The sequence below is a fragment of the Streptomyces sp. 1-11 genome (genome assembly GCF_007176755.1).
GTDB lineage: Bacteria > Actinomycetota > Actinomycetes > Streptomycetales > Streptomycetaceae > Streptomyces.
The window spans coordinates 162,933-186,672 of sequence record NZ_BJTV01000007.1; the positions used below are offsets into that span (position 1 = coordinate 162,933).

The 23,740-nt window shown below is 73.0% G+C and carries 10 protein-coding genes; 7 read left to right on the plus strand and 3 right to left on the minus strand.

Annotation, left to right across the window (positions count from 1 at the left end):
• Nucleotides 1-202 precede the first annotated feature (202 nt).
• Genes TNCT1_RS17010 through TNCT1_RS17025 form a run of 4 tightly spaced genes read left to right on the plus strand, consistent with a single transcriptional unit; the run spans nt 203 to nt 8,430 of the window.
• Entirely contained in the window at nt 203-1,453 is a 1,251-nt protein-coding gene (locus tag TNCT1_RS17010; protein ID WP_143632815.1) for a cytochrome P450, read from the plus strand.
• A complete protein-coding gene (locus TNCT1_RS17015) occupies nt 1,450-6,735 on the plus strand; it encodes a non-ribosomal peptide synthetase (protein WP_143632817.1) in 5,286 nt (1,761 codons plus the stop codon). Before TNCT1_RS17010 ends, TNCT1_RS17015 begins: the two co-directional genes overlap by 4 nt.
• Nucleotides 6,736-6,787: 52 nt before the next feature.
• The gene (locus TNCT1_RS17020; protein ID WP_143632818.1) at nt 6,788-7,000 is read left to right on the plus strand and encodes an MbtH family NRPS accessory protein; all 213 of its coding nucleotides are present in this window, start codon (nt 6,788-6,790) and stop codon (nt 6,998-7,000) included.
• Entirely contained in the window at nt 6,997-8,430 is a 1,434-nt protein-coding gene (locus tag TNCT1_RS17025; RefSeq protein WP_143632820.1) for a hypothetical protein, read from the plus strand. The genes TNCT1_RS17020 and TNCT1_RS17025 overlap by 4 nt, the downstream gene beginning before the upstream one ends.
• On the opposite strand, the gene TNCT1_RS17030 is transcribed toward TNCT1_RS17025, so the two are convergent.
• From TNCT1_RS17030 to TNCT1_RS17040, 3 genes are all read right to left on the minus strand, one after another.
• On the minus strand, nt 8,423-11,644 hold the full coding sequence (locus TNCT1_RS17030) for a non-ribosomal peptide synthetase (protein ID WP_143632822.1): 3,222 nt from the start codon (nt 11,642-11,644) through the stop codon (nt 8,423-8,425). The genes TNCT1_RS17025 and TNCT1_RS17030 overlap by 8 nt on opposite strands.
• Before the next feature lie 138 nt (nt 11,645-11,782).
• Nucleotides 11,783-13,015, minus strand: a complete 1,233-nt coding sequence (locus TNCT1_RS17035) for an MFS transporter (RefSeq protein ID WP_174266324.1) — start codon at nt 13,013-13,015, stop codon at nt 11,783-11,785.
• Between the two features lie 55 nt (nt 13,016-13,070).
• Nucleotides 13,071-16,442: an amino acid adenylation domain-containing protein gene (locus TNCT1_RS17040; RefSeq protein ID WP_160160402.1), complete on the minus strand. Its 3,372-nt coding sequence runs from the start codon at nt 16,440-16,442 to the stop codon at nt 13,071-13,073.
• Between the two features lie 323 nt (nt 16,443-16,765).
• Between TNCT1_RS17040 and TNCT1_RS17045 the strand changes: the two genes are divergently transcribed.
• From TNCT1_RS17045 to TNCT1_RS17055, 3 genes are read left to right on the plus strand one after another with little or no spacing between them, the layout of a single operon-like run.
• Entirely contained in the window at nt 16,766-21,334 is a 4,569-nt protein-coding gene (locus TNCT1_RS17045; RefSeq protein WP_143632828.1) for a condensation domain-containing protein, read from the plus strand.
• The gene (locus tag TNCT1_RS17050; RefSeq protein ID WP_216856625.1) at nt 21,327-22,988 is read left to right on the plus strand and encodes a condensation domain-containing protein; all 1,662 of its coding nucleotides are present in this window, start codon (nt 21,327-21,329) and stop codon (nt 22,986-22,988) included. Before TNCT1_RS17045 ends, TNCT1_RS17050 begins: the two co-directional genes overlap by 8 nt.
• A complete protein-coding gene (locus TNCT1_RS17055; protein ID WP_235902651.1) occupies nt 22,985-23,740 on the plus strand; it encodes a thioesterase II family protein in 756 nt (251 codons plus the stop codon). The genes TNCT1_RS17050 and TNCT1_RS17055 overlap by 4 nt, the downstream gene beginning before the upstream one ends.

Below are 23,740 nucleotides of genomic sequence, written 5' to 3' on the forward strand. Positions count from 1 at the left end.
ACAGTAACAGCACGGTCGGCGGCCGCACCGTCGGTCCGGGACCCGGCACACCGAAGGCTTCGCCCACGCACCGGCCGTGGCCGCCCGGGTCCTGGCCGCAGTCCGGGCTTCTCCGGACTCCAGCATTCGCCGTCACGGCGATGCAATGGGGATCCGGCCGTTGAGCGGTGGCTGGCCATCGACCCGCGGGAGATCGAGCAGCATGAGAATACCCACCTCAGTGGATGTCACCGAGGACATGGACCTGGACGCGGTCGACCTCGTCGACCCCCGGTTGTACTCGGAGGGAGATCCGCACCCCGTCTGGGCCGCGATGCGCAAGTACGACCCGGTGCGCTGGCACCCCGTCGGCAGCGACCTGGGATTCTGGTCGGTGACCACCCTGGAGCACGGCTCCTGGGTGCTGCGCGACCACGAGACCTTCACGTCCCAGCGCGGCACCCTGCTCAACCTGCTCGGCAAGGACGACCCGGCCGGCGGCCAGCAGATGGCCGCCACCGACCCGCCCCGGCACACCAAGATGCGCGAGCCGCTGCAGCGCGCGCTCGCCATCAAGTCGGTGGAACGTTCCTCGGAGCAGATCAGGGCCCACGTGCGCCGGCTGCTGGAACCGGCCATGTCCCGGGAGCCCTTCGACATCGCCGAGGCGGCCACCCACCTGCCCATGGCCGTGACCGGAATGCTGATGGGCCTGCCGGAGGAGGACTGGCCCCGGCTGACCAGGCTCACCCTGATGTCCATCGCCCCGGACGACCCGGAGTACACGGTGGCGGGCGGTCCGGACGCCGCGCTGCGGCAGGCCCATCGCGAACTCTTCGCCTACTTCGCCGACGTGGTCAGGGAACGGCAGCGGGACCTCAGCGACGACCTGATCAGTCTGCTGCTCTCCATGGAGTTCGAGGGCCGCAAGCTGGGGCTCGGCGAGGTGCTCTCCAACTGCTACAGCCTGCTGCTCGGCGCCAACGTCACCACGCCCTACGTGCCCACAGCGGCCCTGGACTCGCTCATCGGCACCCCCACCCTGCGCGAACTGCTGGACGGCGCCGACGGGGTCACCGTCTCGACGGCGGTCGAGGAGGCGCTGCGGTGGGCCTCGCCCGCCAACCACTTCATGCGGCACGCCCTGCGTGACGTGGAGATCGGCAACCGCAAGGTGCGGTCCGGCGACGCGGTGGTGGTCTGGCTGGGCTCCGCGAACCGGGACGAGGCGGCGTTCGCCGACCCGTTCACCTTCGACCTCCGCCGCAAACCGAACCGGCACATCGCCTTCGGCGCGGGTGGCCACTACTGCATCGGACACACGGTCGCCAGGGTCACCCTGCGCGCCCTGTTCGACGAGATCCTCAGCGTCTTCTCCGACATCGAACGGGCCGGTGAGGTCGAGCACCTCGCGTCGAACTTCGTGGCCGGTATCAAGCACATGCCCATCGTCGGGGAGGTCCGCAGCAGGTGAACGACCGTCGCACCCTGGTCGACGTCCTGCGGGAACGTGCTGACCGGACACCTGAGCTGACCTGCTTCGAGTTCGCCGGGGACGGGGAGGCCGAGCGGGTCGTCAGCTACCAGCAGCTCGACCGGCGGGCCGCTGAGGTCGCCGGGGTGCTCCGCGAACACGGACTCACCGGGCAGCGCGCGCTGCTGCTGTACCCGCCCGGGCCGGACTACGTCGCCGCGTTCTTCGGCTGCCTGTACGCCGGGGTCGTCGCCGTCCCGGTGTACCTGCCGACCGGGCGGCTCGGGATCACCAGGATGCTGGCGGTGGCCGGTGACGCCGGCACGAAGGTCGCGCTGAGCACAGCCGCCGTCCGCGCCGAGTACGCGGCACAGCCCCTCGTGGACTCGCTCGACTGGCTCCTCACCGACGAGCCCGCGCAGACGGCCGCGCGTCACCGGACGGCACGGGCCGTCCAGCCGGCCGACCTGGCCTTCCTGCAGTACACCTCCGGATCCACCGGCTCCCCCAAGGGCGTCAAGGTGCGGCACGGGAACCTGATGGAGAACCTCGCGGTCATCGGCCGCGTGCTGCAGCCCGACGCCGACACCAGAGCCGTCAGCTGGCTGCCGCCGTACCACGACATGGGGCTGATCGGCGGGATCCTGCAACCGGTGTACGCCGGTTTCCCGTGCACGCTGCTGAGCCCGACGGGTTTCCTGCGCAAGCCCCTGCGCTGGCTCGAGGCGATCAGCCGGCACCGGGCGACCGCCACGGCGGCGCCCGACTTCGGCTACCGCGAATGCGTCCGGCGCATCGGCGAGCAGGAGCGCGCGGGGCTCGATCTCAGCACCTTGCGGCACGCGATGATCGGCGCCGAGCCGGTCCGCGGCGACACCGTCGAGGACTTCGCACGTGCCTTCGCCGGCACGGGCTTCCGGCGCTCGTCGTTCCACCCGTGCTACGGCCTCGCCGAGGCCACCTTGTTCGTGACCGGAGGGAGGTCCCCGGCCGGCCCGCGCGTCGTCGAGGTCGGCCGCCGGGAGCTGGAGGAGGGCGAGGCGGTGCTCGCCGCCGGCCCGGACGGCGGGCCGACCGCGTCGTTCACCGGATGCGGGCGCCCCCAGGGCGAGGACCTGGTCGTCGTGGTGGACCCGGAGAACGGCGGGGCCCGTCTTCCGGGCCAGGTCGGTGAGGTCTGCGTCAGCGGCCCGAGCGTGACCGGCGGGTACTGGGGCGACACCGGCACCTCCTCCGCCTTCGGTGTGGAACTGCCCGGTCACCCGGGCCGCTCCTTCCTCCGTACCGGCGACCTCGGCTTCGAGCTCGACGGTGAACTGTTCGTCACCGGCAGGCTGAAGGACCTGATGGTCGTCCGGGGACGCAATCACTACGCGGAGGACATCGAGCGGACGGCGAGCCGCAGCCACCCGTCGCTGCGGCTCGGCCGGTCGGCCGCGTTCTCGGTGGACGCCGACGGCGAGGAGCGGGTCGTGCTCGTGCACGAGATCGCGCCCAGGCCCACGGCCGAGGAGGTGCCCCGTGTGCTGTCAGCGGTGCGCGAGGCGGTCGCCTCCGAGCACGGCCTCGCCCTGCGCGACGTGGTGCTGGTCCGCTCGGGTGCCATCGACCGCACCACCAGCGGCAAGGTCCGCCGCGACGCCATGCGACGGCAATGGCTGGACGGAAAACTGGCACCGGTGGCCGCGGCCCCTGAGAGCGAGGCCGGGAACCGGGCCACGCACAGTGCCCTGACCCGGACCGTGGCCGCCGCGCTCGAAGTCGCTCCCGACCGGATCCGGCCAACGGAGAGCCTGCTGGGGCAGGGCCTGGACTCGCTGCGGGCGGTCCGCTTGATCGTCGAACTGTCCCGGACGTACGGCGTGGAACTCACCGTCGACCGGCTGCTCGACGGGCTGACCCCCGCCCAGCTGGAGACACTGGTCACCCGGCGGGACTCCGCCGAGTCGCGCGTCACCGGTCCGCCACGACGGACGACCGCCCCGGACACCCCGAAGCCGTCCAGGGCCCAGGAGGTGATGTGGCTGCTGGACCAGATGGGCGCCGGCAGTGCCTATCACGTCCACGGCGGCGTACGGCTCACCGGGCCGGTCGACCCCGACCTGCTCGGCCAGTGCCTGAACGACCTGACACTCCAGTACCCGGTCCTGCGCTCGGCCTTCGTCCAGGACGCCGAGAGCTCGCTCACGACGGTCGTCCGGCCCGCCGGACCGACACCGCTGCGCCGGGTCGATCTCACCGGCACGGACGGCGCCGAACGGGACAGCCGCTTCGATCAGGTGGTCGAGGAACACGCCACCGCGAAGTTCGACCTGACGACCGGTCCGCTGCTGCGGGCCGTCCTCGTCCAGCGCGATGCCGACGACTGGTACCTCGGCATCGCCGCCCACCACATCGTCGTCGACGGATGGTCGCTCGGTGTGCTGCTGCGCCGTCTCGGCGAGCGGTACGCCGGGCGAGCGACGGGCGGCACCCCGCCGGCACCGGCCGCTCCCACCGGCCCGCGCACCGCACCGGGCCCGTCCTGGAGCGACGACGACGCCGCGTTCTGGCGGGAGACGCTCGGTTCCGCCGTCCCGCTCGACCTTCCACTCGACGCTCCACCGCCGCAGTCGCCCACCTGGCGCGGCGACTCGCTGCGATTCGGGTTCAGCCCCCGACAGGCCGGCCGGCTCAGGCAGTACGCCAGGTCCCGGCAGGCCACCCTCTTCATGGTGCTGCTCACCGGCCTGGGCGCCGTACTGGAGCGGTGGAGCGGTCAGGACGACTTCGTCGTCGGCACCCCGGCCGCCGGACGGGACCACGAGACGGCCGATGAGGTGGGGCTGTTCGCCAACGTGGTGCCGCTGCGGATCGACACCTCCGGCGCACCGGCCTTCGGTGAACTGCTGGCCAGGGTCCGGACCCGCTGCCTCGCTGCCTACGCCCACCAGTCGATGCCCTTCGACGAGATCGTGCGGCAGGTCTGCCAGGACCGCCCCGACGGGCGGGCCCCGCTCGTCCGGGCCGTACTCGCGCTCAACGTGCCGCTCGCCCCCTGGGAAGCCGGCGGAGTGCGGGCCGAAGCCTTCGAACTGCCATCTCCCGGAGCCCAGTTCGAGCTGGCATTGCACCTCGCCGAACAGCCGGACGGCGGGCTCACCGGACACGTCGTCTACGCCGCCGACCTCCTGGAACGGGATACCGTCCAGCGGATCACCCGCGCCCTCACGACGCTGCTGAGCGCCGCCACCGAAGGGCCCGGGCTGCCGGACGACTCGCCGGTGACCGCCCTGCCGGTCATGAGCGCGGCCGAACGCGCGCGTGTCACCGACGAGTTCAGCGGTGTGCGCGGCACTCCGGCGGCCCCTGACATGCTGCACGCGCTGGTGGAGCGGCAGGCCGACCTGGACCCGACGGCACCGGCGGTGATCGCCGGGGACCGCGTCCTCGACTACGGCGGGCTGGAGGAGCGGGCGAACCGGCTCGCCTGGCTGCTGCGTGACCTGGGAGTGGGGCCGGACCAGCCGGTGGCGGTATGCCTGCCGCGCTCACCCGAACTGGTCGTCGCCCTGCTCGCCGTGCTCAAGGCCGGCGGGGCCTACCTGCCCCTGGACACCGATTACCCGCACGGGCGGCTGGCCGCCCAGTTGCGCGACGCCGGGCCACGCGTGGTGCTGACCGACCAGGACACGGCGTCCGGGCTGCTCGCCCGCGCCCTGGACGGAGCCGGACACCCCGCGGTCGTGTGTCTCGACGCCGATCCGCACCCGGCGGCGCGCTTCCCCGCCACCAGACCGCCGGCCACCGCCACGCCGCACAGCCTCGCGTACGTGATCCACACATCGGGCACCACAGGGACGCCCAAGGGGGTGATGAACCACCACGCCGGAGTGGTCAACCGGCTCGCCTGGATGCAGGAGGCCTACGGACTGACCAAGGCGGAGCGCGTCCTGCACAAGACCCCGGTCGGCTTCGACGTGGCGGTGTGGGAGGTGTTCTGGCCGCTCGTCGCGGGCAGCCCCGTCGTCCTCGCGCGTCCCGACGGCCACCGTGATCCGGCCTACCTGGCCCGGCTCATCCGTGAACAGGGCGTCACCACCTGCCACTTCGTTCCCTCCATGCTGCGGGCCTTCCTCGACGAGCCCGAAGCGACGCGGTGCGCCGGTGTGCTCCGCCGGGTGATCTGCAGCGGTGAGGAACTGGCGCCCGCCCTGGCCGCACGGACGCGGGAACTGCTGCCCGACGTCGAACTGCACAACCTGTACGGCCCGACCGAGGCGGCCATCGACGTCACGGGCTGTCGGATCCACCCCGGTCTCACCGCCCGGGCCCGGCTGCCGATCGGCCGCCCGCTCACCGGATCCCGGGTCTACGTCCTCGACGGCTCCGGTCGGCCGGTTCCGGTCGGTGTGGCGGGCGAGCTGCACATCGGCGGCGTCCAGGTGGCCCGCGGATACCTGGACAGACCGGCGTTGACGGCCGAACGTTTCGTACCGGACCCGTTCGAGCCGGGCGGCCGGCTGTATCGCACGGGCGACCGGGCGCGATGGTCGGCGGACGGCATGGTGGAGTTCCTCGGCCGCCTGGACCACCAGGTCAAGATCCGGGGACACCGGATCGAGCCGGCGGAGGTCGAAGCCGCGCTCGCCGCCCACCCGCGGGTGGCCGCCGCGGTGGTGGACGTCCGCAGCGGTGTCGCGGGCGAACCGCGCCTGGTGGCCTACCTGGTCGCAGACGGGGACGGAGACGGGGACGGGGACGGAGCCACAGACGCAGACCGAGCGGGAAGCGGCCGGCCGGACGACGGCTCCCTGCGTGCGTTCCTCGCCGAGCGGCTGCCCCCCGCCCTGGTGCCCGCGGCCTTCGTCGTCCTGCCCGCCCTGCCGACGACACCCAACGGCAAGCTGGACCGGTCGGCCTTGCCGGAGCCCGCCGTGCCGGTCGATCACGCCGGACTCACCCCGCCACGCGACCCGGTGGAACAGCGACTGGCGGACATCTGGTGCGACGTCCTTGAACTGCCCGCGGTGTCCGTGACCCACGGCTTCTTCGAGCTGGGCGGGCACTCGCTGCTCGCCACCAGGATCACGGCCCGCATCAAACGGGACTTCGGCGTGGAGCTGCCGGTCGGCGAGCTGCTCAGCGGCAGTTCGAGCATCGCGGACGTCGCGGTCGCGGTCCAGGAGGCCCAGTGGTCGCAGGCCGACCCCACGGAGCTGAGCCGGCTGCTGGCCGGCCTGGAGAACCTGTCGGACAGCGAGGTGACCGACCTCCTGGCGCAGGACGGCCCCGACGACTGACACGGTCCGGCCCGGCCCACGACCCGCCCAACCCTTCTCACAAGGAGCACCGATGCCTGACGAGGCGCGCGAAGAGACCTACAGCGTCGTGGTCAACGACGAGGAGCAGTACTCGATCTGGCGGGCGGACGCCGAGGTCCCGGCCGGCTGGCGGGCCGACGGCATGAGCGGAACGCGCGAGCAGTGCCTGGCGTACATCGACGAGGTCTGGACCGACATGCGGCCGCTCAGCCTGCGCCGGCAGATGGACGGGAGCGCGACATGAGCACGGCGGAGCGAGTGGACGGGACCTCCGCGACCGGGCTGGACGAGGCCCGGCAGCGGCTGAGCAGGGTCATCGACGACATGCGCCGGACCTGGGCCGGACGGCGCGTCATCATGACCGTGCACAAGTTCAACGGCGGGATGAAGGCGCTGGCGGAGGAGCTGGACCGTTCCGGCGCGAGCCTCGCCGCCGTCGTCATCAACACCCGGCCCGCCCCCGGAGATCCGCCGGCCGAGCACGTGTGGAGCTGCGCCGAGCGCGGACTCGAGATGACGCACCGGCAGTTCGAGGCGTGGCTGAGCACGCGGCCCGCCGAACTGCTTCAGTGGCTGGACGAGGTGGACCCCGGTCGTGACTGCCACATGCTGGGCACCACCTACGCCGAGTACGCCGAACTGGGCGGCCGGCCCGCGTACGGCCACTGGCGAAAGGGCTGGGAGGCCTGGGAGGACAAGACACGGATCGACGAGCTGTGGCGGACCGTCGGCATCCCGGCGCCGGCGCACGTGGTGTGCCCCATCGACGACCCGGCGCTCACCGGCACGGCCGCCGCGCTGGACCAGGGCCACGGAGTGATGGTGGCCATCGACACGACCCGCGAGGTGCTGGGCAGTTCGCAGGGCCTGCGGTGGGTACGCAGCCGTGGCGAACTTGACGCGGCCCTGGCGCAATTGCGCGGGCGGACCGAGATGGTGCGCATCGCCGCGTTCGTTCCGGGCGTGCCCTGCAGCGCCATGGGCATGGTCCTCCCGGACGGAGTGGCGGTCTTCGACCCGATCGAGGTCATCACGCTGCACCGCCCCGGCACGGGCCAGCTGGTCTACTGCGGCACCTCGACCTACTGGCGGGCCGGGGACGAACAGCGGGAGCGGCTGCGCGAGTACGCCAGGCGAGTCGGCCAGGAACTTGCCGACTCCCTCGGCTACCTCGGCATCTTCAGCATCGACGGGCTGCTCGGCGACAAGGGGTTCGCCGCCACCGAGCTGAACCCGCGGCACGTGTCGGGTCTCGGAGTGCGCCCGGGCTGGCCGGAGTTCCCGACCCGGCTGCTCAACCGGGCCGTCCAGGACGGTGAGCCCGAGGGCCGCGACGTCGGCTGGAAGGACATCGAGGAGGTCTACCGCGCGGAGGTTCTGCGCAGCCCGTCCGCGTCGCTGTGGGTGGCACTGCCGCCCGGCGCGGTGGCCGTGCCCGACGGGACGGAGGCGACCGCCGAGGTCTCCGTGACGGACGGCGCGGCTGAGGTGACGTGCCAGGTGCGGTATCGGCCGCAGTGCGGCGGCGTGTGGATCGACGGCGTCGTCGGTGACAGCCTGCCGCATGACGGCGCCCTGGGGCCGGTGACCGCCGCGCTCGCCCGGGCCCTGGGCGCGCGGGACCTCAGCTCCTTCGCCGAGGTCTCCGCCGCTTCGACGCTGTCGGTCAGCTGACCGAGGCACTCTCCGCACCGGCGGCGGCCGGGAGTTCCCCGACGGGCCGGTGCGGATTCTCGGCCACGGCTGTCAGCAGCCGCGCCAGCCGCCCGGCCAGGGAGCGGATCCGGTCCGCGCCGATGAGGCCGGGCCGGTAGGTGAGACTCAGCCGCAGCCGGGGGCCCGGGGTGGCGAGGAGGCTGATGGCGTAGTGCGTGTCGTCGCTGAGCTCCACCTCCGTGACCCTGGGTTCCTCGGCCGCCCCCGCGGTGGTGTGCAGCTGCATCTCGGAGTTCTCGAACACCAGCAAGGTGTCGAACTCCGCCGACCAGCCCAGCAGCCGCTGCAGGGAGCCGAGGCCCAGGTGCTGGTGGGGCACGAGCGTCTGGTGTTCGTGCTGGAGACGTCGCAGCATGGTCGACACGGACTCCTCCGGCCGGATCCTGACCGCGACCGGAATGGTGTTGATCAGCAGCCCCATCATCCGGTCCACCGCTTCCACGTCCGGTGTACGCCCGGAGACGGTGGTGCCGAACACGACGTCCCGGGTGCCCGTCTCGCTCCCCAGCAGCACCCCCCACATGGCCTGCACGATGGTGTTGACCGTCACTCTGCCGGCCCGGCCGAGCGCGGCCAGCGAGTCGGTGGTGCGGGCCGGGAGGTCCAGGACGTACCGGGCCGACGACGGCGCCGGCCGCGCGCCGTCGGCCGCCGGGGCGAGGACGGTCGGCTCCGGTATCCCGGTGAGCGCGGTACGCCAGGCCAGTGCCGCCTCGTCGCCGTCCCGGGAGCGCATCGCCCGCAGCCAGTCGCGCGTGGACGGTGCGGGTGCCGGATCGCCGTCACCCCGGTAGCGCGCGAACAGCTCGCGCACCAGGAGGGTCAGGGACCAGCCGTCGAGCAGGATGTGGTGGTAGTCGATCGCCAGGTGGTGGTCCTGCGGCGACCTGTGGATCAGGTGCAGGCGCAGCAGCGGGGGCACACACAGGTCGAAGGGGACGGCGCGGCTCTCCTCGGTCAGCCGGCGGACCTCCGCATCGGCGTCGCGGACGTCCAGGCGGGAGAGATCCGTCTCCCTCCAGGGCAGCTCGGCTTCCGCGGCCACGAGCTGAACCGGCTCCGGCAGGCCCTCGGTGAAGAAGCCCGCCCGCAGGGCTTCGTGCCGAGCCAGCAGCTCGCGGGCCGCCGCGCGCAGCGCGGTACCGCTCACCCGGCCGCCGAGCCGTAGTACGAGCTGCTGGGTGTAGACGTCCGGCCCGTCCGCGTCCTGGAGCCGGTGGAACAGGAACCCCTGCTGGACCGGGCTGACGGGTAGGAGGTGCTCGATGTCCGGCCGGGCGGCCTGCAGCCGGCCCAGGTGCTTGTGGTGCAGGGCGAGCAGCGGACGCACCGGGATGTTCCGTACGTCCTGTACGGCTCCGGCGCCGGCGAGCCGGCGCGGCGTGCCGAGTTCGAACACGTCGCGTGTGCTGATGGCCTTCCCGTCGCGTCGTGCCCGGATCACCAGCCGCACGGCGGCGATGCTGTCGCCGCCCAGCGCGAAGAAGTCGTCGTCGGCCCCGACGTCGGCGACACCGAGTACCTCGGTGAAGGCGTCCACCATCGCCTCTTCGTCAGGCGTGCCGGGCCGGCTCCCGCCGCTCCCGGTTGCGGGGGAGGGCAGGGCCCGCAGGTCGATCTTCCCGTTGGAGGACAGCGGGAACTCGGTGAGCGTCACGACGGCCGCGGGCACCATGTGCGGGGGCAGCACCCGTGCCAGTTCGAGCCGGAGCGCCCGCGAGTCGGGGCGTGCCGGACCGGCCGGGACCACGTACGCGATGAGCTGCTTGCCGCCTCGGGCGTTCTCCCGCGGCAGGACGACGGCCCTGGCCACCTCGGGGCGCTCACGCAAGTGAGCCTCCACCTCGCCGAGTTCGACCCGGAAGCCGTTCAGCTTGACCTGGTTGTCGCTCCGGCCCAGGCATTCCAGCTCGCCGTCGCCGTTCCAGCGCGCCACGTCGCCCGTGCGGTACATCCGCCGGCCCGGCTCACCGAACGGGTCGGGCAGGAAGCGCTCCGCGGTCAGCCCCGGGCGGTTGAGGTAGCCCCGGGCCAGGCCCACGCCGGAGACGTACAGGTCCCCGGCGACACCGTCGGGTACGGGACGCAGCTCCCGGTCCAGCAGGTGGACGCGGGTGTTCCACAAGGGGGTGCCCGCAGCGGGCGGGCGCAGGGTGTCCGCGTCGCAGATCCAGGCGGTGACGTCCTGCATCTCGGTCGCGCCGTAGTGGTTGTGCACCCGTAGTCCCGGGTGCTCGCGCACGAAGCGCCGCATGCCTTCGCCGAGCACCAGCGGCTCACCGGACTGGACGATGTCGGTCAGCCCGTCCAGCGCGACGCCGGCTTCCTCCGCCGCCTCGCACATCGACTCGATGAGGACGTTGGGCAGGAAGACCTGGTTCACGCCGTGGCGGTCGAGCCAGTGGACGAGCCGTACCGGGTCACGCCGGGTCTCCTCGGTCGGGACGGCCAGCCGCTTGCCGTGCACCAGCGCGGCCAGCATCTCGTGCATGGAGAAGTCGAAGCCGATGGCCGACAGGTTGGCGACGACGACATCCGGTCCGCAGGCGAAGCGTTCACCGTGCCAGGCCAGCAGGTTGACCAGACTGAGGGCGGGCATCAGCACGCCCTTGGGCGCGCCCGTGGAGCCCGACGTGTAGATGAGGTACAGCGGGTGCGCGGCCCGCAACGGCCGCGTCCGGTCGTCGTCGGTGGGATCGGCCGTCGGGTACGCCGAGGTGTCGAGGCCCTCCCAGCCGAGCAGCCGGGTGCCCGGGAGGTCCGCCGGCTTCAGGCCCACCGTGTCGGCCGCCAGCACCGTGACCGGTGCGGAGTCGGCCGCCATGAAGGCGATGCGTTCCACCGGGTAGTCCGGGTTGAGCGGCAGGTAGGCGGCACCGGTCTTGAGCACCGCCACCATGGCCACGATCGCGTCGATCGAGCGGGGCAGGGCCACCCCGACCACCCGCTCCGGTCCGGCGCCGAGGCCGATGAGCAGGTGCGCGAGCTGGTTCGCCCGCGCGTTGAGCTGCCGGAAACTGAGCGTGGCCGCGTCGTCGGCCAGCGCGGTGGCGTGCGGATCGGTACGAACCCGCTCCTGCAGCAGGTCCGGCAGTGTGCGCTCGCGCGGCGGTCGCTCGCCGGCGGCGCGGGCACCGCGGTGGTCCGACTGCGCTGTGGGTGAGGAGGACAAGGCGGGCTCCGGTTCACCGAACGGGAAGGACGCGGGTTGACGCAAGGCTTCATTGTGATCTTCCGGACGCCTGCCCGGGAGTCGGGAGAAACCCGGATGGGGCGGCGCCGACGCGGACCGGCGGCCGCCGTCCCGGCCTCACTCGCCGGACGGCACCCGGGCCGGTGCGGCGGGCTTCGGGAGGTCGCGGAGCAGCCTGGGCGCGGCCAGGACCAGGAGCACGCACACGGCCGCCGCCAGGTAGAAGGGCGCGCGCAGACTGTACTGCTGGGCGACGATCCCGCCGGCGAACGCGCCGAGCGGCGCGAGGCCGTTGACGAAGAGCCGGTAGGCGGCGTTCATCCGCCCGAACATGCCGGGCGGGATCAGCGTCTGGCGTACCGTCGTCGTCACCACGTTGCCCAGTGACACGCTGGCGCCGACGAACAGGAGGGCCGCCGCCGCGACGAGGGGATCGGAGGTGACGCCCCCGACGACCAGGGGCAGTGGGCACAGGGCGAAGGCCACCAGCAGAGTGCGGCCGTGGCCGATCCTCGCCGCCAGGACCGGGGCGACGAAGAGGCCGATCAGTCCGCCGACCGCGACGACCGTCATCAGCAGGCCGTACGTCGTCTGGCCGACCCGCAGCACTTCCAGCGCGTAGAGCACGGCGACACCCAGTACACCGAGAACGGCGAAGTTCAGCATGCCCATGAGCAGGCACAGGGGCCGCAGGACGCGATGGCGGAGCAGCCGGCGCACCCCGTCCGCCATGTCGGCGACCACCGGTCGGGCCGTGCGCGGCGCCGGACGGGCTCCGCTGCCCCGGATGCGGAGGATCAGCGCCGCCGACAGGGCGAACGTCACCGCGTCGACGGTGAAGGGCAGCGCGTACGTCATGGAGAACAGCAGGGTGCCGAGCGGCGTGCCGAGGAACTCGCTCGTGATGAACTGGCCGCCGAAGAGCCAGCTGTTCGCCGAGTCCAGGGAACGTGAGCCGATCACCTCCGGGGTGATCGCCTGGGACAGGTTGTCGGCCAGCGTCTCGATCGAGCTGAGCAGGAACGCGGTCACCGTCAGGGTGGTGATGTCCACGCGGTCCAGGAGCGTCAGGACGGTGAAGCAGGCCATCACCGCGGCGCGCGCCACATCGCATGCCCAGAGCGTCCCGCGGCGGTCGAACCGGTCGACCAGCACCCCGGCGAAGGGCCCCACGCACAGCCACGGAAGCTGGCCGGCGACGGTGACCAGAGACACCAGCAGCGGGTCGCTCGTCAGGACCGCGGCGAACAGGGCGAAGGCGGCGAACCGGACGCCGTCGCCGAGGCCGGACACGCCGGTGGCGCACCACAGGTGCCAGAACGCGCGATCGTCGCGCGAGGACGCCGGCACGGCCGTACGCCCGCGGGTACGTGGTCCGGGGGAGGCCCTGCGGGAGCGCACCGCCTCAGCCCCGCAGCTTCGCGGTGATCTCGTCCGGCGACATGGCCCGGACGCGCAGGACGAGCCGGGCGGTGCGTGCGACGCCGTCGCCCTTCGCCGGGTCCCGGTCCTGGAGCAGCTTCGCGAGCCTCTCGACGGTGGCCTCCTCGATGACGCGGCGGGCCGGCAGCTCGATCCGGAACAGGGCGCGGATCTGGGACACGACGCGCTCGGCACACTCGAGATCGCCGCCGAGCGAGGAAAACGTGTCATGGATGCCCGGGGGACTCGCCGCGGGCAGCGCGTCGGACCAGATGCCCGTCAGCACCTCCTGGACCTCGTTCGCCGGGGGAGCCGGAGGAGCCGGAGGCGTCGGGGAGTCCGGAGGTGCGGCGGATGTCGGGGAGTCCGGAGGTGCCGCGGGTGTCGGAGAGTCCGGAGATCCCGTAGGTGCCGCGGGTGTCGCCGACCGGCGGCCGTCCGCCGGTGCCGGCAGCCGCTCGCGGTCCACCTTGCCCACCGGGGTCAGGGGGAAGGAGTCCAGCCGGACGAACGCCGAGGGGACCGCACCGGACGGAAGCAGCCGGGCCAGCGCCCGGCGCAGCGACGCGGTGTCGGTGACCGCCCCGGGGTGTGACGGGGTCAGGTACGCGACCAGCCGAAGTCCGCCGCCGGGTGCGGGCCGTGCGAGGACGAGAGCCTGACCGACCCCGGGAAGTGCCGTCAGCGCCGCCTCCACCTCGGCCGGTTCCACCCGGTAGCCACGGATCTTGACCTGGTGGTCGAGCCTGCCGAGGTACTCCAGAGCGCCGTCCGCGAGCCACCTGGCCCGGTCACCGGTGCGGTAGAGCCGCGCACCGGGGGACAGCGGATGCGGGACGAACCTGTCCGCCGTCTGCCCCGGCCGGCCCAGGTAGCCTCGCGCGAGCTGCACGCCGGCGATGAACAGTTCGCCCGGTACGCCGATGGGCTGCGGCCTGGCGTGCTCGTCGAGGACGTGGATCTCGGTACCGGGTATCGGGCGGCCGATCGGGATCGGGTCCACGGTCCTGCCGGTCACCTGGTGGAAGGTCACGGCGATCGTGGCTTCCGTCGGCCCGTACAGGTTGTACAGCTGGGCCGTGGGCAGCAGGTCCGCGAACCGGCGGGACAGATCGGCGTTCAGCTCCTCGCCGCCGCAGATGACCAGGCGCAGGTCGCGGGCGCGCTCCGTGACCCCCGGTTCCGCCAGGAAGTGCCGCAGCAGGGAGGGGAAGAAGTCGCACGCGGTGACGCCGTACCGGGCGTGCGCGTCGAGGAGGTAGGCGGGGTCGCCCTGGTCGCGGGCGTCGGCGAGCACGAGGCGGCCACCGCTCATCAGCGGGACGAGGATCTCCCACAGGGAGGGGTCCGAGCCCGTCGGTGTCTTGTGCAGGGTGACGTCGTCGGGCCCGAAGCCCATCGACTCGCAGAGCCAGCCCAGTTGGTTCGCCAGGCCGGCATGGGTCATCACGACACCCTTGGGTCTCCCGGTCGATCCCGACGTGTAGATCAGACAGGCCGCGCCGGCGCCGAGGGCACCGGTCGGTGGCCGCTTCACCGGGCAGGCGGCGAACCGCGCCCGCGCGTCGCCGAACGGGACGACCTCGGTGACACCGCCACCGGACGGCGGACCGCCACCGGAGTCGGAAAGGCACAGCAGGGGAGCGGCGTCCCGGACGACGTGGTCGAGCCGTTCGGGCGGCGACTGCGGATCCAGCGGCACATAGGTCGCGCCCGCCTTGAAGATGCCCAGCAGCACGCAGACGAGGTCGAGGCCGCGGTTCAGGTGCACGCCGATCCGGTCCTCGGCGCCCACGCCGCGTCCCCGCAGCCACCACGCGACCTGGTTGGCGCGCTCCTCCAGCTCCTGGTAGGAGAGCTGAGCGGGGGAGCCGCCGATGTCGGCGATCACCGCGACGCGGTCCGGTGCCTCGTCGGCCCGCTGTTCGAACCAGGCGTGCACCGGCGGTGAGCTCGGCCCGGGCCGGCCGGCGCCACTGAAACCGGTGGTGATCAGACGGTGCTGGGCGTCCGACATCAGTGGCGGCGGCGCCGGACTGTCGGGGGCACGGGCCACCGCCCGGCAGACCGTCAGCAGTGACTCGACGAGCCGCTGCGCGGTGGCGCCGTCGAACAGATCGGTCGCGTGGACCAGCGAGCCGGTGAGGGCCCCGGAAGCCGTCGGGGCGAGTTCGACGCGGACCTGGATGCCGGCCATGGACGCCGGAACGCCGAGCCACTCGGATTCGAGCCCGGGGAACCGCGGGGGCTCCGGCAGCGGCCCCCGCAAGGCCAGGAGCGCCTGCGCGAGCGCGGGTCCCGCGTCCGGCCCGCCGCCCGCGCCGTGCGGCCCGGCCGGCGTGTCCGCGTGGGAGAGGTCTTCCCGGCGGGCGGCGTCGGTCCGCCGCAGGAGCTGCCGGAAGGGCTCACCGCCGGCCAGTCCGACGCGCAGCGGCACCACACCGGCGAAGTCCCCCACGAGGGAGCCGGGCCCGTCCGCGTCACGGCCGGGGACCGGTACGCCGATGACGACGTCCGTACGCCCCGACCAGCCCCCCAGAACGACCGCGGTCGCGCTGAGCAGCACCGTGAACAGGTCGGTGCCCTCCGCCGCGGCCAGCGCACGCAGCGCGTCGGCGAGGTCCGCGGGGAACTCGGCGGGCACGGCGGCCCCGTGACCCGACCGTCCGGGTGTGACCGGCCGGTCCGTGGGCAGCTGGAGCGGGGCCGCGCCGGCGAGCCGCCGCGCCCAGTACGCCTGCACCTCTCGCGCCGAACGCCCGGCCTGCCGTTCGCGTACCCGGGCGGCGTGCGGCGGCGTTGGTGGCGCGACCGGATCCGGCCGACGTCCGGCGAGCCGCGCCCGGTACGCCGCGGCCAGGTCCGCCAGCAGGATCTCCATCCACCGGCTGTCCGCGACGGCCTCCGGGGCGCGCATCAGCACGATCCACTCCGGGGTGCCCGCCGGCCCGCCCCCGTCCCGCACCCGCCACAGCTCGGCGCGCAGCGGCGACTTCGAGCCGGGGTCCGCCCGGCCGTCCGGTACGCGCGCCAGGCGCGCCTCGACCTCCCGCGCCCCGACGTCCTCGCGGCTGAACTCCACCGTCACCCGGTCCGGCGGGTGCACCACCCGCACCGGCTCCTGGCCGGGGCCGGACGTGACGCAGGTGCGCAGGGCCTCGTGGCGGCCCACCAGATCGGACAGCGCGGCCTGGAGCGCGGAGGTGTCGAGCCGCCCCCGCAGGCGGACGGCGGCGGCCGCGGTCGGTGCGAGACCGCCCACTCGCCCGCCGGCCCCGGCGGGGCCCTGCGCCTGCCGGGCGCCGTTGGCTGTCTGCTGCGATCCCCTGGCGAGGGGGAGGGACTCAGAGGACAAGACGACTCCCTGCGAATGACGCGCTCGGTCCCTGCCGGCACGGGGCATGTGCCCCTTCACGGGTGGCCGTTGGACCCGCGCAGGGGTGGAAGTCTTCTCGCCGGCCCGGGAACGGCACCAGTCGGGGAAACGACCGATGGCCGTCCCCGCCGCCCCCGGCGATCCTCGTACCGGACCGGTAGAACGGCCGCGCCGGGGCACGTCCGGGAAGCTACCGACTACCGGCCGGGCGACCCCGGGGCAGAGCGTGTTGGCTCCAGCGGCAGGTGTGGAGTGGCGCGACAGACCCTGATCTTCTAGCAGCGCGAGGTGGTTTTACACCCATGGGGAGCGACTGGCTCAGCTCAGACCAGCGCAGGCTTCTGGACCAGCTCCTCGACGACGAGGGACTGGACCGCGCGGAGGCTCGCATCACGGCGAGGCCGGGGGAGCGTACGCACCTCCCCCTGTCCTTCGCCCAGCAGCGCATGTGGTTCTTCCACCGGCTGCAGCCGACGTCGACGATGTACAACATCGTGGGAGTGGCCAAGCTGCGCGGACAGGTCGACCACGGGGTGCTGCAGCGTTGCGTGGATGAGCTCCTCAGGCGTCACGAAGTACTGCGTTCGACCTTCCACCTCGGCGACGGGGGCGACGCGGTGCAGCGTGTCGCCGCGCCGTGCCGCGTCCCCATGCCCGTGCACGATCTGCGGGGCCTGGACGCCGAGCGACGGGACGAGACGGTACGCCGGCTTCACCAGCAGGAGGTCGACAGGCCGTTCGACCTGACCCGTGACCTGCTGCTGCGGCCGGTCCTGCTCCAGGTGGCCGACGACGAGCACCTGCTGCTGCTCAGCCAGCACCACATCGCCACCGACGGCTGGTCGCTCGGCATCCTGCTCCAGGAACTGAGCGCGCTCTACGAGGCGTACGCGGCGGACCGCGAGCCCACGCTCCCCGAACCCCTCGTACAGTACGGCGACTTCGCCCTGTGGCAGCAGGAGTGGCAGGCCGGCGGCGCCCTCGACGGACACCTGGCGTACTGGCGGGAGCGGCTCACCGGCGCGCATGCGCTGGAGCTGCCCACCGGCCGGCTGCGTCCGCCGGAGCGCACCTGGGACGGCGGCTCGATCGACGTGGCGATGCCCGCCGCGCTCGTCCAGCGCCTCAAGGCCCTCGGCGAGTCCGAGCGGGCCACCTTGTTCATGGTCCTCCTGGCCGGTGTGTCCGCGGTGCTGTCCCGGTGGAGCGGCCAGCGGGACCTGGTCATGGGTGTGCCGGTCGCCAACCGGAACCGGGCCGAGACCGAGTCGGTGGTCGGCAGTTTCGTCAACACGCTCCCGATCCGCGTGGAGCCGGCCGACGGGCTGACGTTCCGCGAGTTCCTGCGCCACGTGCGGAAGGAGGCGACGGACGGCTACGCCCACCAGGACGTCCCCTTCGAGAAGATCATCGAAGAGATCAATCCCGAGCGTGAGGCCAGCGCGCACACACCCCTCATCCGGCACATGGTCGGTCTGCACAACACCCCCTGGGAAGAGCTGAGCATCCCCGGCCTCACGGTCGACATCGAGACGCTGGACACCGGTAAGGCCAGGTTCGACCTGGAGTTCGAGCTCTCGCCCACCGAGGGCGGCGGTATCGACGGCAAACTGTGGTTCGCCGCCGACATCATGGACACGGCGACCGTCCAGCGCCTGCTGGACGCCGTGTACAGCCTGCTCGAAGGCGCCGTCGCGAACCCGGACGAGGCGCTGTGGCACCTGCCGCTGTGCCCCGAGCGGGACGCCGTCGTGTGCGGCCCCGAGGGCAGCGCCCCGCAGGAGCCGCACACCGTCCTCGACCTCATCGCCGCACACCGGGACCGCGGCGCCGAGACTCCGGTCGTACGCGCGGGCGAAGACCGGCTGACCCACGGGGAACTCACCGGCGAGGCCCACCGGCTGGCCCACTACCTGCTCGCCGAGCACGGCGTCGGGCCGGGGGCCGTCGTCGCACTCCGCCTGCCGGTGTCGGCCGGACTCCCCGTCGCGCTGCTGGGCATCCTCGCCGCGGGCGCCGTCGCGCTCCCACTGGACGCCTCGCTCACCCGGGACGAGATCGCCGACGCGGTGCGGCGCTGCACCCCCGCGGTGGTGCTCACCTCCACGGAGCTGATCTCCGCCGGACTGCTCGACAGCGCGCGCGACACGGGTGCGGTGCTGTGCGCGCTGGACGCCGAGAACGAGAGCATCCGCTCGTACCCGGGCACCCCGCCGGCGGTGACGCCGGGGCCGCAGGACCCCGCGCTGCTCATCCGGTCGCGGGGCGGGACGCTGAACGCGCACACCCACGCCAGTACGGCCGCGCGCGTGCGCGGCCTGCGCGGCGCCTTCCCGCTGGAGCCGGGCGAGCAGGTGACGGTGTCCGGCGAGGTCACCGCCGACCTGCTGGTCACCGCGCTGCTGTGGCCGCTGGGCGCCGGTGGCCGCCTGTGTCTCGGGTCCGCCGCGACACCGCCGACCGGAGCGGACGACCGGCAGGGGACCCTGCTCACGGACCCCGTACGACTGGAGGCGCTGCTGACCGCCTCCCGGCCGCCCGCGCCGGGCGCGGAGCCGGGCACGGCCGTGCCCCCGCGCGTGATCTGCGCGGGCGGGGAGCTGTGGCCCGACACGGCCGAAGCGTTCCTCCGTCTCGCCCCCCACGCCCAGCTCTTCAACGTCCTCTCACTGGCCGAGGCCGGTCCCGTCGCCGCCCACCGGGTGTGCCAGGGGGACCCCGCCGCCGTCGCCTCCGGCCGCCTTCCCGTGGGCGCTCCACTCGGCGACACCCGCTTGTCGGTACTGGACGAGCACGCCCGGCCGGTGCCCGCCGGTGTCGCGGGCGACCTGTACATGGCGGGTTCCTCCCGCGCCGCCGGCCATCTGGACCGCCCCCGCTGGACGCAGGACGAGCCGAGGCCGACCGGTGACCGGGCACGCTGGGTGACTCCCGGCACACTGGAGATCCTCGGCCGGCCGGCCGGACGCACGGTGCTGCAGGGCCGTCCCGTCGAACTGGGGGACGTGACCGCGGAACTGGCCGCGCATCCCGCGGCGGCCAGGGCCCACCTCTCGGTGACGGACGCCGGCGCACTCGTCGCCCACGTACTCCCCGAGAAGACGCCCGCGCCGGACCCCGAACGAAGGCGTGACCGTTTCGCCCAGGCATATCTGGGGCGTGACCCGGAAAGCGACCCCGCGCTCAACACCACCGGCTGGCGCAGCCCGAGGAGCGGCGAGGAGCTGACCGCCGAAGCCCTGCGGGAGTGGACCGACGCGGCCGTACGGCAGGTGCTCGACGCCGGACCGCGCCGCATCCTGGAGATCGGCTGCCGCAACGGGCTCCTGCTGTTCCGTCTGGCCCCGCGCTGTGACGCCTACCGGGCCACCGAGATGTCGGTACGCGCCCGTGGGCACATCGGTGCCCAGCGCGACCGCCTGGCGTCCAAGGCCGATGTGGTGGAGGTCCTGGACCTGGCGCCCGATGACTTCACGGCCTTCGAGGACGCCGGCTTCGACACCGTGGTCGTGAACAATCTCGCCGCCTACTGCCCCGACGCGGGCTATCTGGAGGAGATCGTCACCAACGCGGTCCGGGTGGTGTCTCCCGGCGGCAGGATCGTCGTCAGCGACGTGCCGGACCTCGGGGGGCAGGAAGCGATCTTCCTGCCGGCCGAGCTGGACCGGCTCCCGCACGACACCCCGGTGGCGCAGCTGCGCGAGGCCGTCGCCCGGCGCGCCGCCGCCGCGGAAGGGTTCGCGCTGGCGCCCGAGTTCTTCCTGGACCTCGCGGAACGGCTCCCCGGCGTGACCGATGCCGCCCTCGTGCGCAGGATCGGTCCGCACCCCGGCGAACTGACCCGGTTCCGCTACGACGCCGTCCTGCACGTCGGCCCCGGCGACGCCGTCCCGCCGCTCGTGGAACGACGGGACTGGGCGGCCGAGCGGCTGACCGCCGAGATGTTCGGCGACCTGCTGCGGTCCGCGGACGCCCCGGACCACCTCGTCATCCACCGCGTACCGCACTCGGACCTCGCCACGACGGCGGCGGCGCTGGAGGCGCTGCACGACGGCGAGACGACCACGGCCGGATCGGTCGCCGGAGCCCTGAACCGTCCGGTACCCGCCGATCGGGACGTCGACCCCGTGGCCCTGCTGGCGGTCGCGCACGCCGCCGGTTACGAGGCGGCCGCCGGCCCGAGCGGAACACGCCTCGACGAGCTGACGGTCGCGCTGCGCGCGCAGAGCGCCGAGCCCGGCTCGGCCGTGCCGCTGTCCCGGCTGCTGTCGGGCGGCTACACCCGTGCCGAGCCGGCCGCCGCCGCGCCGGCCCCCGACCCGGCGTTCGGCGCGTGGGCGCGCTCCATGCCGGCCCTGCTGCGGGGCTACCTGCGGGACCGGCTGCCGCTGCACGCCGTCCCGGCGACCGTCGAGCCCGTGACCGCCTGGCCGCTGCGTACCGACGGCCACCTGGACGTGACGGCCTTCCCGCCGCCGTACGAGGCGTCCGAGCCCCGGACCAAGGGCCGCGAGGCGGTGAAGAACCTGACCACCACCCAGCAGCGGGTCCTGAAGATCTGGGCGGACGTCCTGGGCGTCGACAACCCCGGCATCCACGACGACTTCTTCGCCCTGGGCGGCCACTCGCTGATGGGAGCCGCGGTCATCGACAGACTGCGGAACGAGTTCGAGCTGGACCTTCCCCTCGGCCAGCTCTTCCAGACCCCCACGGTCGCGGAGGTCTCCGCCTACATCGACGAGCAGGCGCAGGCCCCGGAGCCCGAGGAGACACCGGCGATCCGCCCCAGGGACAGGTCGGCGTTCCGCAGGAAGCGTCCAAGCGGCTCCGGGCGCACCCCGACGACCGGAGAGGGTGCCGCCCGTGACTGACGACGAGGTGCTGGTCTTCCCCGCCTCCTTCGCCCAGCGCAGCATGTGGCTGGAGAACGAGATCAACCCCGGCCGTCCGACCTACCACGTGCTGGCGGCACTGCGGCTGCGCGGCCGGCTGGACACCGGGGCACTGCGCCGCGCCCTCAACACCGTCGTGGACCGGCACGAGGCGCTGCGCACCGTGTTCGACCTCGACGAGGACGGTCCGGTGCAGATCATCGGCCCCGCCTCGGAGCTCGACGTCCCGGTGACCGACGTCGCTCGCGGCGACCTGGAGGCGGCCGTCACCGCCGAGGTGACGAAGCCGTTCGACCTGTACCGGGGACCCCTGGTGCGGATGCGGCTGCTGCGCACGGCTCCCGAGGAGCATGTCGCGGTACTGGTCATGCACCACATCGTCACCGACGGTGTGTCGTCCGCCCTCTTCGTCGCCGAGCTGACGGCCTGCTACGGCGCTTACCTGCGCGGCGAGGACCCCGGGCTGCCGCCGCTGGAGATCCAGTACGCGGACTTCACGATGTGGCAGCACGAGAACCTGCGCGGGGAGAAGCTCAGCGGCCTGACCCGGCGCTGGCAGCGCCGCCTGGACGGCGCTCCTCCACTGCGGCTGTTCACCGACCGCCCGTACCCGGCCGAGCCCACCTTCGCGGGCGACACCCACACGTTCACGGTGCCGGCCCCCCTGGTGTCCCGGCTGGACGCGCTGGCCAGGCAGGAGCGGGCCACGGCGTTCATGGTCTTCCTGGCCGCGTTCGACGTGCTGCTCTCGCGCTACTCGGGACAGCAGGACATCACCGTCGCGTCCCCCATGGCCGGCCGGACCCGGCCCGAACTCGCCGGACTGATCGGCTTCTTCGTCAACCCGCTGCTGCTGCGCACCGACGTCTCGGGGGAGCCGACGGCCCGCGAGCTGATCGGGCGCGTCAGGAACACCTGCGCTGAGGCCTTCGACGATCAGGAGTTCCCGTTCGAGTCGGCCCTGGAGCTGCTGCGGGTCCAGCGCCGGTCCACGGCGGGCACTCCGCAGGTCCAGGCCATGCTCGTGCTGCAGAACATGCCGGTGCCCGAACTGCGTACCCCCGACCTGGTGATCGAGCCGCTGCGCCCGGACTCGAAGGCCGCGAGCTACGAACTCGCGCTCGACCTCGAACCCGACGACGAGACCGGCTACCGGGCGTTCCTCGAGTACAGCAGCGAGCTGTTCGACGCGGCGACCGTCACGGAGATGGCCGCCGAGTTCGTCACGATCCTCGAAGGCATCGCGGCCGATCCCGACGCACCGGTCTCCACCAAGCCCGTGGACCGGCAGCCCATGCCGTGGAGCGAGGAGCCGGCACAACCCCCGGCGGAGGTCCCCTACCGCGCCCCGCAGACGCCCATCGAGCTCGAACTGCACGAGATCTTCTGTGAGTTGCTCGGACTGGAGCGCATCGGGGTCGACGACGACTTCCTCGACCTCGGTGGGGACTCGCTGTCGCTGCTCCAGCTGCGCAACCGCGTACGCGAGGAGTACGGCGTGGAGTTCCCCGTGCGGGAGCTGTTCGGACGCGTCGACATCGACGGCCTGGCCCGCCGGGTACTCGAACGGCTCCTGGCGCAGGACGAGAACGGCCGCTCACCGCAGTCCAGCCCGAACGAGGAGCACCCGTGACCGGAAACCGTCGCCCACGCTGGTTCCTCGAGGAGCCGTCACCGGACGCCGGGGCGCGCCTGTTCGCCCTGCCGTACTCCGGATGCGGCGCCAGCATGTACCGGAAGTGGCCCAGGTTCACCGGGGACGTCGAGCTCTGCCCGGTGCAGTTCCCCGGCCGTGAGAACCGGCTCAGGGAAGACCCCTTCATGTCGTTCGGCTCACTCGCCGACATGCTCTGCGAGGCGCTTCTTCCTTATCTGGACCGCCCGTTCGCCTTCTTCGGCCACTGCAGCTCCGCGCTGATCGCCTACGAGACGGCGCTCCGCCTTGAGCGACGCGGCTACCCCGTGCCGGCACGCCTGTTCGTCTCCTCCCAGGTGGCCCCGCACAAGGGCGTGCACGGCCGGTTCCTCGACATGAGCGACGACGAGCTCCGCGAGGAGGTCCGCACCCTCATCACGGAACTCGGCGGCGTACCCCGCCCGGACATGGTGGAACTCAGCCTGGAGGTACTGCTCTTCGACGTGGCGGCGCACAAGCGCTACGGCGTCGCGGACCCCGACCCGCTGCCGTGTCCCGCCACTGTGCTCGGCTGGGACGAGGACGTGGAGGTCCCGCACCAGCTCCTGCACGAGTGGTCCGACCTCGGCGAGACGACCTTCACCCTCCTCAAGGGCCCGCACTACGGGTTCCTGGAAGGCCCCGACGAGCTGATGCGCACCTTCGCCACCGGACTGGGGCGGGCCCCGGGCCCCTCCCTGGCAGGGTGA

What these genes read in the sequence shown, in the direction of transcription:
- TNCT1_RS17025 (WP_143632820.1), top strand. Translation starts at nt 6,997, where the DNA reads ATGAGCACGGCGGAGCGAGTGGACGGGACCTCCGCGACCGGGCTGGAC.
- TNCT1_RS17010 (WP_143632815.1), top strand. Translation starts at nt 203, where the DNA reads ATGAGAATACCCACCTCAGTGGATGTCACCGAGGACATGGACCTGGAC.
- TNCT1_RS17020 (WP_143632818.1), top strand. Translation starts at nt 6,788, where the DNA reads ATGCCTGACGAGGCGCGCGAAGAGACCTACAGCGTCGTGGTCAACGAC.
- TNCT1_RS17045 (WP_143632828.1), top strand. Translation starts at nt 16,766, where the DNA reads ATGGGGAGCGACTGGCTCAGCTCAGACCAGCGCAGGCTTCTGGACCAG.